We start from the raw sequence: 15,981 nt of genomic DNA on the forward strand, positions 1-15,981 counted from the left end.
TCAAGGAGGCGCTTGCCGTGCAGCGTAGAGATTTACTGCGAGCCTTGCTGGCCGCGCCTTTGATCGGGCATGGCCTGGGAGGGCGGGCGCTGGCCCAGCCTGCCCAGGCGAGCCAGTCTCCGGTCCATCAGACGGTAGCCGGGGTGCTGCCCGACGCGGCGCAGGTACGCACGGTGGTGGCCGCCGGGCCGCCTGCTGCGGTGCTGGTGTATTGCCTGTCGCCGCAGGCCTTGGCTGGCTGGCCTTTTCAACTGGCCGCTCCGTCCCTGGCTATGTTGCGCCAGGCCGGTTACGAGCGCCCCTATCTGGGGCGTTTGGCGGGTCGAGGCAGTACCTTGTCGCTCGAGCGTCTGCTTGCTTTGAAGCCGGATCTGGTGCTGGATATCGGCGATGTGAATCCTTATTACGAGTCCGCCGCGCGCGCGGTTCAGGAGCAGACGGGCGTGCCCTATGTGCTTCTGGGGGGGCGTTTGCAGGATAGCCCTGCCCAACTGGAGCAGGCTGGCCAGATGGTGGGGCAGGCCGAGCGCGGTCAGCAACTGGCTGATAGCGCTCGGGCGATCCTGGCACGCGTCCAGGCGGCTGCCGCCACGCGTGCCGGCGCAGTGAAAGCGTACCTGGCACGCGGCAACGACGGCCTGGAAACCGGACTGGGGCAGTCCATACATACAGAGGTGTTGCGTCTGTGCGGCCTGACCGTTATGGGCGATGCCCGGCAGGACAATCGGCTGGGGCGTATTTCCCACGAACAGTTGCTGGCCTGGGAGCCGGATATGCTGTTCGCCCAGGACGATGTTTTTTATCAGCAAGCCCGCACTCAGGCTCCCTGGAATCATCTCAGGGCGGTGCGCGAGGGGCGGATCTACCGCGCCCCGGCATGGCCTTTCGGCTGGCTGGATGGCCCGCCGGGCATTAACCGCCTGGCCGGTCTGATCTGGCTGAATGCTTTGTTGGAGGGGCCGCAGGCCGTGCCGGGCATGATCCGCGATTTGTGCGCTTTCTACGCCTTGTTCTATGGCCTTGTTTTTACTCCTGTTCAGATGGAGCAATTGCTGCTTGGACAGGCTCCGGCCGGGGGCAAGGTGTGATCGAGCGCCTGCCCTATCCGGTCCTGCTGGCCGTGCTGGCGGCCAGTCTGGGCGGCCTGGTCGTTCTGGCTTTGGGGCAAGGGGCCTATCCGCTGGCAAGCGGGCAAGTAGTGCGTGCCTTGGCGGCTGGGTGGTGGGCGCAGGGCGCAGACCATAGCGTACGGGTCGTGTGGGAGCTGCGTTTGCCGCGCATTGCGGCGGCCCTGCTGGTGGGGGCGGCGTTGTCGGCAGCCGGCGCGGCGTACCAGACCATGTTTCGCAACCCCCTGGTATCGCCCGACATTCTGGGTGTTTCCTCCGGAGCCGGATTGGGCGCGATTCTGGGTATTTTCCTGAATGTCTCGTTGCTGGGAGTGCAACTGTCTGCTTTCGTTGGTGGTTTGCTGGCGGTGGGTTGTGTGCTTGTGTTGGCGGGCCGATTGCGGCAGTACCCGCCTACCTTGATTCTGGTGTTGGCCGGCATGGCGATCGCCACCTTGTTGGGGGCCGGTATTTCCCTGATCAAGATTCTGGCCGATCCGTATGCGCAACTGCCATCGATGACTTTTTGGCTGCTGGGTGGGTTAAGTGCGGTGCGTTCGCACGAAATGTTGCCTGCAAGCCTGATGGTTCTGGGCAGTTTGCTGCCGGTGTGGCTATTGCGTTGGCGCATCAATGTGTTGGCCTTGCAGGACGATGAAGCTCGTTCGCTGGGCATGCCGGTATCGGCCTTGCGTTGCGCCCTGATTGTGTGCGCCACATTGATGACGGCGGTGTCGGTTGCCCTGGCCGGTATCATCGGCTGGGTGGGTTTGCTGGTGCCGCACATGGCCCGTTTGATCGTCGGCCCTGATTTTGCGCGTTTGTTGCCGGTTTGCATTTTGTTGGGTGCCGCCTTTTTGCTGTTGGCCGACACACTAGCCCGCAGCGTAGGGACACTGGAGTTGCCGTTAGGCGTTTTGACGGCGCTGGTGGGCGCGCCGGGCTTTCTGTTTCTGCTGGCTCGCAGCGGGAGACCGGCATGAGCACTCCAGGAATCCAGACCACTGATCTGAGCGTGGGTTATGGTCGACGCGTGGTGGCCAGCGGGCTGAATCTGGAGCTTAGGCCGGCTCAGGTTGTCTGCTTGCTGGGGCCTAACGGCAGTGGAAAGTCTACCTTGTTGCGCACCTTGTTGGGCTTGCAGCCACCTTTGGGTGGTACGGTTCAACTGGCCGGGCGGGCACTGGCGGATTGGACGCGTACGGCTCTGGCCCGGCAACTGGCCTATGTGCCACAGGCACAGGAGCCGCCTTTTTCCTTTACGGTAGAGCAGTGGGTGCTGATGGGCTGCGCCAGTGCGCTGGCCTGGTTTGCGCAGCCGCGCGCCCAGGATCGCGCCTGGGTCAGGGCATGTCTGACGCGCTTGGGCATTGCCCATCTGGCTGAACAGCGGCTGGACAGAATCAGTGGTGGGGAGCGTCAACTGGCGCTGATTGCCCGGGCACTGGTCCAGCGCTCCCGCTTTTTGATCATGGATGAGCCGGCGTCCAGTCTGGACTTTGCCAATCAGGTGCGGGTGCTGGATCAGATCGCACATTTGCGCGGTGAAGGACTGGGCGTGCTCTTGTGCACGCACCAGCCCGAGCACGCGGCGCGGGTGGCCGACTGGGTGGTTTTGTATCGAGACGGCGGCATTCTGGCACAGGGCGAACCGTGTCGCATGTTAAGCCGCGGGCGTTTGCGGCAGTTGTACCAATTGCCTGACCACGCTTTCGAGCTGCCGCACTGGTACGGCCAAGCGCAGCAGAGCGATTGAGCCGCCTGCTATTTACATATTCTTGAGCGCGGCGCGGCCGTACTGATTATTGTGTTCCACCACCCGGGTCAGCATGGCCATGAAGGTTTCGCGCTGCTTGGCGGTCAGTGGGTCCAGCAGGCGTTCCTGGGCGCGGTTCATGCCTGCGCTTAATGCCTGCATGGCGGCCAGCCCTGCTTCGGTAATGTAGGTCTGGCGCGAGCGTCTATCCTCGGGGTTGATGCGGCGGGCCAGCAGCCCTTTTTCTTCCAGCCGGCGAATGACATCGGCCGATGTCGTGCGATCCAGCCCCAGTTCGTAGCCGATCGTGGTCTGATCCAGCCAGGGCGAGCCCATGAGCACGGACAGCACCCCGTGCTGGACGGGGGTGATATCGCTTTTGCATTCTTCGTAGAACATGGCGTAGTGGATCTGGTTCAGGCGGCGCACCAGAAAACCGGGCCGCGACCATAGCTTGCGCCGGAACAGTTCGGCGTTTTCTTCTTCGACCGGCCCCAGGATATCGGCCTCGTCGGTCTCTAGTCGTTCGTCTTGTATCAATTCGGTGTGATTATTCATGGGCTAGGCGTCAAGGGTGGAATGGCCGGCTGCGCGGTGGCGCAGCGTGCGAAACGACCTGTGCGGCGTGGGGCGGCAAGGTCGGCGACAAAGACGGGCAAAGCGTCGGCAGATCGTGGACGCGGGTGGTGCATGGGCATCCTGACTGCCTATGCCTTGAAGTATATGTGATTTCCCGACTTGCTGAAAACAAAAATAATCAGCATACTGATAGATATTGTTGGGGGGCTGGGAAATTGGCCTTATATAAATCAATATCTTAGGAGACTTTTACAGTGAGTCGTATTAAAAAAATAGCACTGGAAGAGCATTTTAACGCCGTTGGTTTCGAGGACTACTCGAAAGCCTTCGTCAAGCATATCGACAGTGCCGATGCGCGGGAACTGATGGCCAGGCTGCAGGATTTTGACGCTCAGCGCCTGGAGGTCATGGATCAGGCGGGTATCGACTACGTGGTGTTGTCCCAGACCGGGCCGGGCGTGCAGGTGGAGAAAGACACATCCGTCGCCATCGATCGATCCAGGCAAAGCAACGATTTCCTGGCCGAGCAGATTGCCCGCCATCCGGATCGTTTTGGCGGATTTGCCACCTTGCCCATGCAAGATCCGGCCGCAGCGGCGCAAGAGTTGACCCGGGCCGTTCAGGATCTGGGTTTGAAGGGGGCATTGGTCAACGGACACACGCATGGCGTGTATTACGACGATCGGGCCTACGATGCCTTCTGGGAAACCGTGCAGAAACTGGACGTGCCGTTCTATTTGCATCCTTTCGATGCCTACCAGATGCCGCATGCTTATTCGGGTCACCCCGAGCTGTGTGGCGCAACCTGGGGCTGGGGGGTAGAAACGGGAACGCATGCACTGCGTTTGCTGTTTGGCGGCGTTTTTGACCGCTGTCCCCAAGTGAAGCTTGTTTTGGGTCACATGGGTGAGGGCCTGCCGTTCCAACGCTGGCGCTACGACAGTCGCTTCGCCGTTTACCCGCATGGCGTCACCCTAAAGCGCAAACCTTCCGAATACATAGGCAGCAATATTCTGATCACCACTTCGGGCGTGTGCTCCGCGCCGACCTTGATGGGGGCGATTGGCGAAATGGGGGCCGAGGCCGTGCTGTTTTCGGTGGATTATCCGTATGAATCCACCTTGATTGCCGCCGACTTTATCGAGGCGGCTCCCATGGACCAGACAACGCGCGAATTGGTTTGCTACGGTAATGCGGCCCGACTGTTCAAACTGAACGGGAGCGGAGCATGAGCCATTACCTGTACGGCGCTCATGTCCATGCCAATGGGATACGGCAGCATTATCTGCGTTATGGCGGCAGCGGCGCAGGCCGTGATCGGCGGCCGGCTGTCATCATTGTGCCGGGCATCACCAGCCCGGCCGTGACATGGGGCTTCGTGGGCGAGCAGTTTGGCCGCCTGTTTGATACCTATGTGCTGGATGTGCGCGGCCGCGGCCTGAGCGAAGCGGCCGATGGCATGGATTACAGCCTGGATGCCCAGGCGGACGACCTGATTGCCCTGGTGCAGTCGCTGGGCCTGGGGGCGTACATCGTGGTTGGGCACTCCATGGGGGCGCGCATTGGTCTGCGCGCCGCCCGCAAGAACAGCCAGGGCTTGGAGCGCCTGGTTTTGGTAGACCCGCCTGTTTCCGGCCCGGGCCGGCGTGCCTATCCGGCCAAGCTGTCTTGGTACGTCGATTCGATGGCGATGGCACGCAAGGGGTGTTCGGCGCAGGATATGCGGGCGTTCTGCCCAACCTGGACCGAGGAACAACTGCAACTGCGCGCGCAGTGGCTGCACACGTGCCATGAGCCGGCGATTCTGGCCAGTTTTCAGGGTTTTCATACTGATGATGTGCATGCTGACCTGCCCTATCTGACGGTGCCCACGTTATTGATGACTGCCGAGCGCGGCGATGTGGTTCAGGAGCAGGATGTGGCCGAAATCCAGCAACTGGCTGCCGGAGTGAGCCATGTACGTGTTTCCGGTGCCGGCCACATGATTCCCTGGGATAACGAGACCGGCTTTTATGCCGCTTTCGGCGATTTCCTGGGCCACCCTTTGGTGTAAGGGGCGAAGCGGGTCGTTGCGGTGGCCCGCCATACAGAGACAAACCGGCTGTGTACCGGGATTCCTGACAAGGAGAGACAAAATGGCAGTCAGTGATTATCAACTTATTCAAGCGTGGCAGCAGGTGCTGGGCCTGTCCAGGCTGCAGGCTGGGCAGACGGTGACGCTGCTGACCGGCGCAAGCACGCATCCGCAGACACTGCAGTGCGCGCAGATTGCGGCTCAGTCCATGGGGGCGGTGGTCAACCGCTTGGACTTGCTGCCGGTCAATGCCGAAAAAGCACTGAGCCGCGATTCGCTCGCGTACCTTGGCACGACGCCCTTGACGGGCAACCAGGCGGCGATTGCGGCACTCAAGGCCAGCGACCTGGTGCTGGACCTGATGACTTTGCTGTTCTCGCCTGAACAGATCGATATTTTGAAGTCAGGCACCAAGATCTTGCTGGCGGTTGAGCCGCCCGAGATCCTGGTTCGTACCGTGCCTAGCGAAGCGGACCGGATGCGGGTGACGGCAGCGTCCAAGCTGATCGCAGCGGCCAAAGAGATGACTATCACGTCGGCAGCCGGCACGCAGCTGCGTTGCCCGTTGGGTGAATTTCCGGCAATTCGCGAATATGGTTTTGTGGATGAGCCGGGGCGCTGGGATCACTGGCCCAGCGGCTTTGTGCTGACCTGGCCTAACGAAGGCGGCACCAATGGCACGATTGTGATCGACAAGGGCGATATTCTCTTGCCGCAGAAAAAGTATTCGACCGAGCCGATCATGCTGACGGTGGAAAATGGCTATGCGACCAAGATCGAAGGCGGTATCGAGGCCGAGTTGCTCAACGAGTACATGCAATCGTTCAATGACCCCGAAGGCTATGCGATCTCGCATATAGGATGGGGGCTGCAACCGCGTTGCCACTGGTCTACGCTGGGTCTGTATTCTCGCGAAAATACCATAGGGATGGATGCGCGGGCGTTCGAGGGCAATTTTCTGTTTTCTCTGGGGCCGAATAACGAGGCCGGCGGCAATCGCACCACAGCGTGTCATATTGATATTCCGTTGCGCCATTGCACGGTTAGCCTGGATGGGCGAGCCGTAGTGCGTGATGGGCAAGTACTGGATGGAGGCATCGGTGAATACGAATGAAGGGGCGGTGTACGCTCAGCAAGGATTCGGCGCGCAATTAGAGCCGCAGGCTCCGTATGGTTTGCTGATTATTGATCTGGTCAACGGCTTTGCCGATCCGGCGGTGTTTGGCGGCGGCAATATCGCACAAGCCATCGCCAATACGCAGCTTTTGCTGGCCACGGCCCGGAAGCAGGGCTGGCCGGTGGCGCACACCCGCATCGTCTACGCCGATGACGGGGCGGACAGCAATATTTTCAGCATTAAGGTGCCGGGTATGCTTGGTTTGCTGGAAAACGAGCCTAACAGCCAGATCGTGCCGGAACTGACCCCCGTAGCGGGCGAACTGGTAGTGCGCAAGAATGTGCCTTCGGCTTTTTTCGGGACATCGTTGGCGGCATGGCTGACCCAGCGCGGGGTCAAGACCTTGCTGGTAGCCGGTGCGGTTACCAGCGGCTGCGTGCGTGCCAGCGTGGTCGATGCCATGCAATTGGGCTTTCGTCCGCTGGTCGTGTCGGACTGCGTGGGCGACCGGGCTTTGGGCCCGCACGAAGCGAACCTGTTCGATATGCGCCAGAAATATGCCACGGTGGTGTCGCGCGAAGAAGCGATGAGTTTGTTGGGGCTGTAAAGACGGGCAGTCAAAAGAGCGCATCTCTGTCGCCAGGAGGGGGCAGAGCGCCTGTCTGCGTTGCGGCATTGACCACGGATAAAGCCCCCTCCGACAGGCTGTTTTACGTGCCATGCTCGGGCATGCTGGTTCCTGGTCTTTCCCTTTTCAGGAGCCACGTTATGTCCCGTGGCCGCAGCGCTACAACCGGCGCAGGCTTTTCTGGCTGATCGAGCAAAAACAACCGCTTCTGAATCAGTCCTTACCGCCCCAGACCATCATCGCGTCTATCTTCCGTTTGCTACATCTGCAGAGCATGGACGAGCTGCGCCAGTGCCTGCACACCATTGCATACAGACGCATCCGCTCGAACATGCGCGGCGGCACCACTTGCTGACTGGCTGGGTCCAGCATGTGGTGCTGCCCCTGCACCTGCCCCATGTGGATAGCCCACTGATCCATTGTTTCCGAGGACATCGACGCCATGATCAACGACGAAGAACGCGATTGGGAAAAATCTTGGATGAAACAAGGCTTGGCCAAGGGTAGGTCACAAGGGCTGTCGTGTTCCCCTAGACCGGAAAGACCAGGTCGTTGGCCAGGATGGCGGTGTCGAAGATGACCTGGCGCTCTTTAATCAGCAGCTTGCCGTCTACGCGGGTGAAGGTGTCGAAGTAGTTGCCCACCAGATGCACGGTGGACGGCCCTTCCACCAGGGTTTGCATCAGCATGAAGTTGGCTTCGGCTTCGATATCCCCATTGATCGCTTCATCGATCACGCGCACATTCGTGACCAGGTGCAGCATGTAGCGCGGGGCATACATCTGCGTGCGGGCGATGGCGACGGCGCGGTCGTGCATCATGTCGCGGCCTTCGGCGTAGACCAGGCCCACGGGCAGGTTCAGGTCGCTGTTCTCGCGCGACGTTACCCGATATAGAGCGTCCTGCACGAAGAACAGGGGCCAGTCCTCGATATTGCCCCGATCCAGGGTGGCGCAGTATTGCGCGTTAAAGAGTTCAATTTCCGCTTTCAGGGCCAAGGCGCGCTCGGTGCTGATCTGGGCAGGTTTAAAAGAAAAATCCATTTTCATAGTCAGCTCGTCTTACAGGTCCATGACCTGACGGTAATACTGGTACATGGAGCGGATGGCCGCCTCGGAGATCAGGGTATTGGAGGTGCCCAGTTTGTTTTCGTCCAGCTTGATGATGTTGACATCGCTGCTGGAGCGGCGCACGCCTTCCTGCACGAATTTCATGGCCTCGTTGTCCTCCAGGCCCAGGAAGCCGGCCGGACCCATCAGATTGCCTTGGCGCAGGCGGTGACGGGTCATCTCCTCGGTGTCGTCCTCGTAGCCGAACATGGTCCATTGCATGATCAGGCTGTTGGGGCCGTTGGGCACGATCTGGCGCACGCCCAGCGTGTTCATCTCGCGCTGCACGATCAGATTGGGCCAGATCGTCTGCATGGTGACCGACCAGGGCGAGTCGAACTCCTTGATGTAGTCCAGAAAGCGTTCGTCGCGCAGACGCATATCGTCCACAAAAGAGCGCATTTCCTTTTTATTGTCCTCGCTGATCTCGGCGTATTTGTCTTCCGATTTGGCCGAGGCCATGTAGCCGTGGCGACCATGCACCGGGTCCACGTACATTTGCGATTTATTGCCGGCCACCAGCAGGCCGAATACCACCAGAAAGGAGTGCAACAGCGTGGCGTGGTAGGGGTCTTTCAGGTTCTCGTGGTACATCTTCCAGTTGCAAGGCAGCTCGTTGCGGTAGTACCCCAGGATCTTGAGCTTCTTGCCGGGGAAAATGGCTTCAAAGTCCTTCAGGATCTCGGGCGTCAAGTATTCCTGAATGGGTTCGACCTGGTCGCTGTAAGAGGCGAAAACCACCCCGTTGTGCGTGGTGACGCGCAGTTTTTTCAGGCCATGATCAGCATTCTTGAAGCTGCGCGGCATGCCGCCTTCTTTATTGACGCCACGCTTGAAAGGGATGCCCTGCAGATCGCCTTTCAGGTTGTAGGACCATTGGTGGTAGGGGCACACGAATTCTGTGGCATTGCCCTGATTGTGGCGACAGAACTCGGCACCGCGGTGCGCGCAGCGGTTCTCGAACACGTTGATGCTGCCGTCCTCGGCGCGTGCCACCACCACGGGAGTGGAGCCTACGTAAGAGCGTTTGTAGTCGCCCGATTCGGGAATTTCGGCCTCCAGGGCAACAAAGTTCCAGGTGTCACCATGAAAAATACGTTCCATCTCGCGGTTATAGACATCGGAGCTGGTGTAGACCCAGTCCGGGATAGCGTTCAGCGCGTCTTGCGGCCAAATGCAGTGCTCGACGGGACGGTCCTTGGCCCCGACTGTTTGGCCTATTACCGTTTGTGCTTGATACATAGGGGTCTCCTCGAATAATTGTTAGGTGCGTGTGATGTGCTTGACGTAGTCGCGCAGCTTGGTCGCCGGGTTCAGGAGCAGGTCTGGATCGACGGGCAGATTCTGTTCCATGATTGTGCGCAGGGCGCGCAGCTCGGCCCCTGCATTAACGGCAATGGCGTGTTGCAGGTGCCGGCCCTCGAAGGCCAGCAGCATGAACTTGACGGTTTCGTCTGTGTTGTTCATTGTGCCGCGCACCTGGTAGTCCAATTCGGGTTTGCCTAGTCCCAGCATCTGAATATTGCAGCCCAGCACATCCGTCCAGAACCAGCACACGGGGCGTTCGGGCGGGGTCTGATCGGCAATCAGGTGGGCCACTTGGCGGGCCTGCTCGTTGGCGTTCTGCCAGGATTCGATGCGCAAGCGTGTGGCTGTGTCGGGGCAGACTTGGGTGGTGCAGTCGCCGGCGGCATAGATATCATCCGCGCTAGTGCGCCCTTGCCGGTCCACGATGATGCCGGCAGTCAGATCGTCCACGGCAATGCCGCTGGCGCGCGCCAGCGTGGAATTGGCCTGTAGCCCGGCGGCCACGATGGCCAGGTCGCCGTTCAGGGTATGGCCGTCGTCCAGTTCCAGTTGTACCGGGCGTGCGCCATCGGGCAGGAAGTGTGCCTGACGCACGCCGTGGCCCAGATGCACCGCGATGCCGTGGGACTGGAATCGTTCCAGCAGCCATTGCGACAGCAAGGCTGGTGCGCTGCGGGCCAGCAGGCGCGGTGCGGCCTCCACAATACTGACCAGCGCGCCGGTTTCGTGGGCACTGCTTGCCAGCTCCAGCCCCATGAATCCGCCGCCTACGACCATGACGTGCAATCCTGGGCGCAGGCGGGCTCGCAATGCCAGGGCATCGTCCAGCGTGCGCAGATACAGGGCGTTGGACTGCGCAGCCGGCAGCAGCGCCAATTCGCGGGCCGTGCCGCCGGTAGCTAACACGGCGTGCTCGAATTGCCAGACCTGACCGTTGTCGAGCGTCGCTTGGCGTTTGGCACAGTCCAAAGACTGCACGGTAGTGCCTAATAATAAGATGATGCCTTGCTCCTGGTAGAACGCGGCTTTCTGTAGAAAGATGCTGTCGTCGCTCGTGGTGGTCTTGAGCACATCCTTGGACAGAGGAGGGCGTTCGTAAGGCAGGTGGGTTTCGTCACCTACCAGCGTGATGCTGCCGGCGTAGCCCAGGCTGCGCAGTTCACGCGCCAGTACCGCGGCCGCTTGTCCGGCACCGATGATCAGTACGCAAGTATGGTGTTCCATGATGTCGCAGATTCCGTCAGCCACTGTGGTTGTCAGGCCTGGCCCAGGTCGGCCAGGATGTCACTGCCTTCGATACGCAGCGGATAGACCTTGATGTCTACCGTTGCGGGCGCATTCATGGCTTTGCCGGTACGTAGACAGAACTTGGCTTGGTGCAAGGGGCATTCCACGCAGCCATCTTCCAGATAGCCGTCCGACAGCAGGGCGTATTGATGGGTGCAGACGTTGTCGGTCAGGAAAAACTCGCCGTCCAGTTTGTGCAGGGCCAGTTTTTTGCCATGCGCCTCGATGGCTTGCGACTCTTCGTTATCGATGGCGTCGATCTCGGAAATTTTTATCCAGTTCACAGCAGTCTCCGAATAGGTGTGCTTATAATTACTCAGTATACTGCATAAATAAAAAAACAAAATATAAGTAGTCTTAGGGATTTTGCTAGTTTAAGCTTCATGTATTGATATTGCTTTTCTGTAGTTCATCAATGACATGCGTTGGTATTTTCCCTGCTTGACCACAAAATAATTAGTCAGCACACTTACTATTATCGCGGCTGATGAAAGCAGGATTTTATGAAAACAGCAGCCAAGAGCGTCGGTCCGGCCCCTGGGGGGAAGGTCTGGAGTCCATAGGCAAATCCCTGCCTGCATGGAGCGCCAGATTGGCGGCGAACACCTGGCCCCCTGACGAGCCAGGGGTGTGAAGATATTCAAAATAATAGAAAGAGGTGAGTGATGGAGCGTCGTAATTTTTTGCTGAAATCCGCTTGTGCAGCCGGCGCAGGCTTGGCGGCCGTGGCGGCCCCGGCCATTGCGCAAAGCAATCCCACCGTGCGTTGGCGCATGTCCACGGGCTGGCCCAAGAGCTTGGATACGATTTTTGGCTCGGCCGAAGCCTTGTGCAAGCGCGTCAGCGAACTGACCGAGGGCAAGTTCGAGATCCGTGCCTTTCCGGGCGGAGAACTGGTGCCATACGCCCAGAACATGGATGCCATCAGCAACGGTACGGTGGAGTGTAACCACGTGCTTAGTACCGCCTTTGTCGGTAAGAACACCGCTGTTACTTTCGATACCGGCCTGTCTTTTGGCATGAATGCCCGTCAGCACAACGCCTGGGTTCAGTCGGGCGGGGGTCTGAAGCTGCTGCGTGACATGTACAGCCAGTACAACATTGTCAATTTCGTGGCCGGCAATGTGGGTGTACAGATGGGCGGCTGGTTCCGCAAGGAAATCCAGAACCTGGAGGATCTGAAGGGTTTGAAGATGCGCATCGGCGGCATTGGCGGCATGGTCTTGTCCAAATTGGGTGCCGTGCCCCAGCAGATTCCACCCAGCGATATTTACTCCTCGCTGGAGAAAGGCACCATCGATGCGGCCGAGTGGATCGGTCCTTACGATGATGAAAAACTGGGCCTGAACAAGGTGGCGCCTTTTTACTATTCTCCAGGCTGGTTCGAGGGCAGCGCTTCGTTGACCAGCATGGTCAACAAAGACGCTTGGGAAGCCTTGCCGGCCAGTTTCAAGGCGGCTTTCGAGACAGCATGCAACGAGCAGACCTTGTTGTGTCTGGCCAAATACGATGCCGTCAATCCAGGCGCGTTGCGCAAGTTGGTGGCAGACGGTGCCAAGCTGCGCTACTTCCCCAAGGACGTCATGAAAGCAGCCTATGACAAGTCCCAGGAGCTGTGGAAGGAGCTGTCCGCAAGCAACGCTGATTTTGCCAAGATCTATCCCAGCTGGAAGGCTTTTCAGGAACAAGAGGCCAGTTGGTTCAGAGTGGCCGAGAGCGCGTTGGACAACTTTACGTTCAGCGAACTGGGCAAGCGCGGTTAAGTCGGTTTTCCTCAAGGTAGGTCCATGAGTCAGCACAGTTACCCGTCACGCCCGGGTGGCCAGGGGGTGGGCGCGCGCATTCTTCGCAAAGAAGATGCGCGTCACCTTCATGGTCGGGGCAATTTCATTGGCAATATGAGCATGCCGGGCCTGCAGGAAGTCGCCTTCCTGCGCAGTCCCATGGCGCATGCTCGCCTCTCTCAGATCCAGATTGACGATGCGGTACGTCAGCACGTATTCACGCGTGCCGATATGTCCGATTGCCTGGATATCTACGCGGCATCCACGCTGCCCAGCTATCAGGCATCCAGCATGCCTCCCTTGGCCAGCGGGCAAGTACGCTATGTTGGTGAGCCGGTGGCCTTGGCGCTGGGCGGCAGCCGCGCCTTGGCCGAAGATGTCTTGGAACAGGTGCAGGTTATTTACCAGGAACTGCCGGTATATGGCAGCGTTCAAGCCTCCCTGGCTGCCCAAGGCGATCTGTTGCACGAAGGCTGGCAGGACAATGTGTTCGTTACCCTGCGTTCGGACGCGGCTTTTGAAGAGCATGCGGCCCGTGCCGACCGTGTGGTCGAGCATTCGGTCAGCCTGTCGCGTCAGTGCATGTTGCCTATGGAAGGCAAAGCTGTGTTGGCCTATTGGGATTTTCAGGCTGATCAGTTGGTGGTGTATTGCGGCAGCCAGATTCCGCACATGCATCGTACCGGCATTGCCCAATTTCTGGGTATGGATCAGGCCCAGGTGCGGGTGATTTCGCCCGATGTGGGCGGGGCCTTCGGTTATAAATGCGTGCTGCACCAGGAAGAACTGGCGGTGGCCTGGCTGGCCAAGACGTTTCGCACGCCTTTTCGCTATCTGGAAGACCGGCGCGAACATTTGATTGCCGGTGCCAATACCCGCGAACATCAATATCGGCTAAAGGCGCATATTAGTCACGAGGGTCGTCTGCTGGCCCTGGACGCGGAAATCGATATCGACGGTGGTGCCTATTCGGTCTGGCCTTTTACGGTAGGGCTGGAGGTGGGCCAGGCGCTGGGCAATCTGCCTGGCCCTTATGATTTTCGCGGCTATCGTTGCCGCACGCGTGGCGTGGCCACCAATAAGCCCGGTTTTATGCCTTATCGCGGCGTGGCTCGCACCGGTGTGTGCCTGGCCATTGAACAGATGATGGATCAGATCGCTCTGGCCGTGGGCAAGACCGCCTGGGAAGTGCGTTTGATGAATCTGGTCCAGGGCGAGCAGATGCCTTACGTGAACGTGGCCAATAAGCACTATGACTCGGGTAATTATCCCGAAAGCCTGCGTCGCGCTCTGGCGGCGGTGGATATGCAGGCCGTGTTGGCGCGACAGGCGCAGGGCGAGGCGGATGGACGTTTGATCGGTCTGGGGGTGGCCACGTATACCGAGCAGTCGGCGCACGGCACTTCCGTGTTCGCCAGTTGGGGCACTGCGGTCATCCCTGGCTTTGACCAGGCGTTCGTGCGCATGACGCCCGATGGCGGGCTGGAAGTGCGCGTGGGCGTGCATTCGCACGGTCAGGGCATGGAGACGACGTTTGCGCAGATTGCCAGTGAAATTCTTGGCATCGCGGTTCCTCATATCAAGGTCGTGCATGGCGATACAGGGCGTACGCCGTTTTCCACCGGCACCTATGCCTCGCGTTCGCTGGTCATGTCCGGCGGAGCCGTGTCGCGCGCCTGCAAGGAATTACTGGTGCGTTTGCGCAAGATTGCAGCGCATATGCTGCAGGCCGATCAGATGGAGCTGGACCAACAGGGGGCGGTGTTCAGCGCCGGTGGCCGCAGCGTGACGCTGGCTCAGGTGGCCGATGCCTGGTACATCAATCCGCAGCATCTGCCGGCAGATGTGGACCCGCAGGGTCTGGAGCTGTCGGTGGGCTATAAGCCTAAGGTGGACACCGGAAGTTTTACGTATGCCAGCAACGCCGTGGTGGTCGCAGTGGACCCGCGTACCGGTGGGGTGGAAGTGCTCAAGTACGTCGTGGTCGAGGATTGCGGTGTCATGATCAACCCCATGATCGTCGAAGGTCAGACCATAGGCGGCATTGCCCAAGGCATAGGCACGGCCCTGTACGAAGAAATGCCCTACGACGAGTTCGGCCAGCCGCTGGCCTCCACCTTGGCCGATTATGTGATGCCGGGTGCCTGCGAAGTACCCAATATCCATATCGAGCATATGGAAAGTCCGTCGCCTCATACCGAATTCGGGGCTAAGGGCATGGGCGAGGGCGGGGCCATTGCGCCGCCGGCCGCCATTATGTCCGCGATCAACAATGCTTTGAAGCCTATCGGTGCACAGGTATCGCATACCCCGGTTACGCCGCATCGCGTGCTGAGCGCGATACATGCTGTTGCCGCACGGCAGGGCACGGTGTCCGTCTCGGAGGTTCAGGCATGAAGGCCGCCAAATTCGACTATGAACGGGCTGTCAGCCTGCAACAGATCCAGGATGCGTTGGCTGGTGAACCTGGTGGTGTGCGCCTGATGGGCGGCAGTCAATCGCTGGGACCGATGCTCAATCTGCGTCTGGTGCGTCCAGAACGTGTGCTTGACGTGTCCGCCGTGCCTGAGCTGCAGCAGGTCAGTACGGTGAACGCTCAGGTGCGCATTGGCGCTGCCGTGACCCACGCCCAGATCGAGGATGGCCTGCACGAAGCCTTGCGCGGCCACATGATGCAGAAGGTCGCCGGCCGCATTGCCTATCGCGGCGTGCGTAATCGCGGCACGCTGGGCGGCAGCCTGGCCCACGCCGATCCGGCGGCCGATTGGGTGCTGACCTGCGTTGCGTTGGGCGCGCGCGTGAATGTGCGCGGCTCTGGCGGCACCCGCAGCGTTCCCATGGCGGACTTCATGGTGGCCGCCTACACCACGGTGCTGGAAGCTGGCGAGTTCATCGAGTCTGTGGATGTACCGGCGGTATCGGCGACCGCGCGCTGGGGCTACTACAAATTTACCCGCAAGGTCGGCGAGTTCGCCGACGCCAGTTGCGCCTGTTATTTCGATCCGGCCACGCGCACGGCGCGCGTGGTGATCGGGGCGATGGATGGCGCGCCGCGTTTTCTGCCCGAACTGGCGGCGAAGGTGGCCGCGCACGGTGCGGCGGCACTGGCCGGGGACACAATCGCAGCCGCCTTGCAGCCGATTCTCGCGCAGCGGGACCCGGCCCATCAGGAGCTGTTCCGTACGGTGGTGGAACGTAGCCTGCAACAGGCGCTGGGTTTGAAAGGTTAA

General features: G+C 60.0%; 16 protein-coding genes. 10 read left to right on the top strand and 6 right to left on the bottom strand.

All coding sequences use genetic code 11. From position 1 onward, the window contains the following. The first annotated feature begins 17 nt into the window (after nucleotides 1-17). From AADW57_RS04080 to AADW57_RS04090, 3 genes are read left to right on the top strand one after another with little or no spacing between them, the layout of a single operon-like run. Complete coding sequence (locus AADW57_RS04080) at nucleotides 18-1,088, top strand: ABC transporter substrate-binding protein (protein WP_341668779.1); 1,071 nt, start codon at nucleotides 18-20, stop codon at nucleotides 1,086-1,088. Continuing rightward, nucleotides 1,085-2,092, top strand: coding sequence for a FecCD family ABC transporter permease (locus AADW57_RS04085; protein WP_341668780.1), 1,008 nt, complete (start codon nucleotides 1,085-1,087; stop codon nucleotides 2,090-2,092). Before AADW57_RS04080 ends, AADW57_RS04085 begins: the two co-directional genes overlap by 4 nt. Continuing rightward, nucleotides 2,089-2,865, top strand: a complete 777-nt coding sequence (locus AADW57_RS04090) for an ABC transporter ATP-binding protein (RefSeq protein ID WP_341668781.1) — start codon at nucleotides 2,089-2,091, stop codon at nucleotides 2,863-2,865. Before AADW57_RS04085 ends, AADW57_RS04090 begins: the two co-directional genes overlap by 4 nt. 12 nt (nucleotides 2,866-2,877) lie before the next feature. Here the strand turns inward: AADW57_RS04090 and AADW57_RS04095 are convergent, their stop codons facing one another. Then, nucleotides 2,878-3,423 carry a MarR family winged helix-turn-helix transcriptional regulator gene (locus tag AADW57_RS04095; protein WP_341668782.1) on the bottom strand — a complete coding sequence of 182 codons (546 nt, stop codon included), beginning with the start codon at nucleotides 3,421-3,423 and terminating at the stop codon, nucleotides 2,878-2,880. A gap of 275 nt (nucleotides 3,424-3,698) precedes the next feature. Between AADW57_RS04095 and AADW57_RS04100 the strand changes: the two genes are divergently transcribed. The 4 genes from AADW57_RS04100 to AADW57_RS04115 all read left to right on the top strand — a co-directional run bounded on the left by AADW57_RS04100 (nucleotide 3,699) and on the right by AADW57_RS04115 (nucleotide 7,242). Beyond that, on the top strand, nucleotides 3,699-4,676 hold the full coding sequence (locus AADW57_RS04100; protein ID WP_341668783.1) for an amidohydrolase family protein: 978 nt from the start codon (nucleotides 3,699-3,701) through the stop codon (nucleotides 4,674-4,676). Beyond that, nucleotides 4,673-5,497, top strand: coding sequence for an alpha/beta fold hydrolase (locus AADW57_RS04105; RefSeq protein WP_341668784.1), 825 nt, complete (start codon nucleotides 4,673-4,675; stop codon nucleotides 5,495-5,497). Before AADW57_RS04100 ends, AADW57_RS04105 begins: the two co-directional genes overlap by 4 nt. 82 nt (nucleotides 5,498-5,579) lie before the next feature. Next, nucleotides 5,580-6,632 (top strand): 2,5-dihydroxypyridine 5,6-dioxygenase, encoded by a 1,053-nt coding sequence (locus AADW57_RS04110; protein ID WP_341668785.1) that lies wholly within the window; start codon nucleotides 5,580-5,582, stop codon nucleotides 6,630-6,632. Further along, nucleotides 6,607-7,242 (top strand): N-carbamoylsarcosine amidohydrolase, encoded by a 636-nt coding sequence (locus tag AADW57_RS04115; RefSeq protein ID WP_341668786.1) that lies wholly within the window; start codon nucleotides 6,607-6,609, stop codon nucleotides 7,240-7,242. The genes AADW57_RS04110 and AADW57_RS04115 overlap by 26 nt, the downstream gene beginning before the upstream one ends. A gap of 234 nt (nucleotides 7,243-7,476) precedes the next feature. Here the strand turns inward: AADW57_RS04115 and AADW57_RS04120 are convergent, their stop codons facing one another. From AADW57_RS04120 to AADW57_RS04140, 5 genes are all read right to left on the bottom strand, one after another. Continuing rightward, on the bottom strand, nucleotides 7,477-7,698 hold the full coding sequence (locus tag AADW57_RS04120; protein ID WP_341668787.1) for a hypothetical protein: 222 nt from the start codon (nucleotides 7,696-7,698) through the stop codon (nucleotides 7,477-7,479). Between the two features lie 95 nt (nucleotides 7,699-7,793). Beyond that, entirely contained in the window at nucleotides 7,794-8,312 is a 519-nt protein-coding gene (locus AADW57_RS04125; protein ID WP_341668788.1) for an aromatic-ring-hydroxylating dioxygenase subunit beta, read from the bottom strand. A gap of 12 nt (nucleotides 8,313-8,324) precedes the next feature. Then, entirely contained in the window at nucleotides 8,325-9,614 is a 1,290-nt protein-coding gene (locus tag AADW57_RS04130; protein WP_341668789.1) for an aromatic ring-hydroxylating dioxygenase subunit alpha, read from the bottom strand. Nucleotides 9,615-9,635: 21 nt separating this feature from the next. After that, nucleotides 9,636-10,904, bottom strand: a complete 1,269-nt coding sequence (locus AADW57_RS04135; RefSeq protein ID WP_341668790.1) for an NAD(P)/FAD-dependent oxidoreductase — start codon at nucleotides 10,902-10,904, stop codon at nucleotides 9,636-9,638. Nucleotides 10,905-10,936: 32 nt separating this feature from the next. After that, nucleotides 10,937-11,251, bottom strand: a complete 315-nt coding sequence (locus tag AADW57_RS04140) for a non-heme iron oxygenase ferredoxin subunit (protein WP_341668791.1) — start codon at nucleotides 11,249-11,251, stop codon at nucleotides 10,937-10,939. A 381-nt stretch (nucleotides 11,252-11,632) separates the two neighbouring features. On the opposite strand from AADW57_RS04140, the gene AADW57_RS04145 reads away from it, so the two are divergent. The 3 genes from AADW57_RS04145 to AADW57_RS04155 are packed head-to-tail and all read left to right on the top strand — an operon-like array spanning nucleotide 11,633 to nucleotide 15,981. After that, nucleotides 11,633-12,730 carry a TRAP transporter substrate-binding protein gene (locus tag AADW57_RS04145; protein ID WP_341668792.1) on the top strand — a complete coding sequence of 366 codons (1,098 nt, stop codon included), beginning with the start codon at nucleotides 11,633-11,635 and terminating at the stop codon, nucleotides 12,728-12,730. A gap of 24 nt (nucleotides 12,731-12,754) precedes the next feature. Beyond that, entirely contained in the window at nucleotides 12,755-15,148 is a 2,394-nt protein-coding gene (locus AADW57_RS04150; RefSeq protein ID WP_341668793.1) for a xanthine dehydrogenase family protein molybdopterin-binding subunit, read from the top strand. Beyond that, nucleotides 15,145-15,981, top strand: a complete 837-nt coding sequence (locus AADW57_RS04155) for an FAD binding domain-containing protein (RefSeq protein WP_341668794.1) — start codon at nucleotides 15,145-15,147, stop codon at nucleotides 15,979-15,981. The genes AADW57_RS04150 and AADW57_RS04155 overlap by 4 nt, the downstream gene beginning before the upstream one ends.

Source organism: Alcaligenes sp. SDU_A2 (assembly GCF_038237375.1).
GTDB lineage: Bacteria > Pseudomonadota > Gammaproteobacteria > Burkholderiales > Burkholderiaceae_B > Alcaligenes.

Coding starts and splice junctions, on each gene's coding strand:
- AADW57_RS04135 (WP_341668790.1), bottom strand. CDS start 10,904: ATGGAACACCATACTTGCGTACTGATCATCGGTGCCGGACAAGCGGCC.
- AADW57_RS04155 (WP_341668794.1), top strand. CDS start 15,145: ATGAAGGCCGCCAAATTCGACTATGAACGGGCTGTCAGCCTGCAACAG.
- AADW57_RS04145 (WP_341668792.1), top strand. CDS start 11,633: ATGGAGCGTCGTAATTTTTTGCTGAAATCCGCTTGTGCAGCCGGCGCA.
- AADW57_RS04130 (WP_341668789.1), bottom strand. CDS start 9,614: ATGTATCAAGCACAAACGGTAATAGGCCAAACAGTCGGGGCCAAGGAC.
- AADW57_RS04150 (WP_341668793.1), top strand. CDS start 12,755: ATGAGTCAGCACAGTTACCCGTCACGCCCGGGTGGCCAGGGGGTGGGC.
- AADW57_RS04090 (WP_341668781.1), top strand. CDS start 2,089: ATGAGCACTCCAGGAATCCAGACCACTGATCTGAGCGTGGGTTATGGT.
- AADW57_RS04125 (WP_341668788.1), bottom strand. CDS start 8,312: ATGAAAATGGATTTTTCTTTTAAACCTGCCCAGATCAGCACCGAGCGC.
- AADW57_RS04115 (WP_341668786.1), top strand. CDS start 6,607: ATGGAGGCATCGGTGAATACGAATGAAGGGGCGGTGTACGCTCAGCAA.
- AADW57_RS04110 (WP_341668785.1), top strand. CDS start 5,580: ATGGCAGTCAGTGATTATCAACTTATTCAAGCGTGGCAGCAGGTGCTG.
- AADW57_RS04095 (WP_341668782.1), bottom strand. CDS start 3,423: ATGAATAATCACACCGAATTGATACAAGACGAACGACTAGAGACCGAC.
- AADW57_RS04105 (WP_341668784.1), top strand. CDS start 4,673: ATGAGCCATTACCTGTACGGCGCTCATGTCCATGCCAATGGGATACGG.
- AADW57_RS04120 (WP_341668787.1), bottom strand. CDS start 7,698: ATGTCCTCGGAAACAATGGATCAGTGGGCTATCCACATGGGGCAGGTG.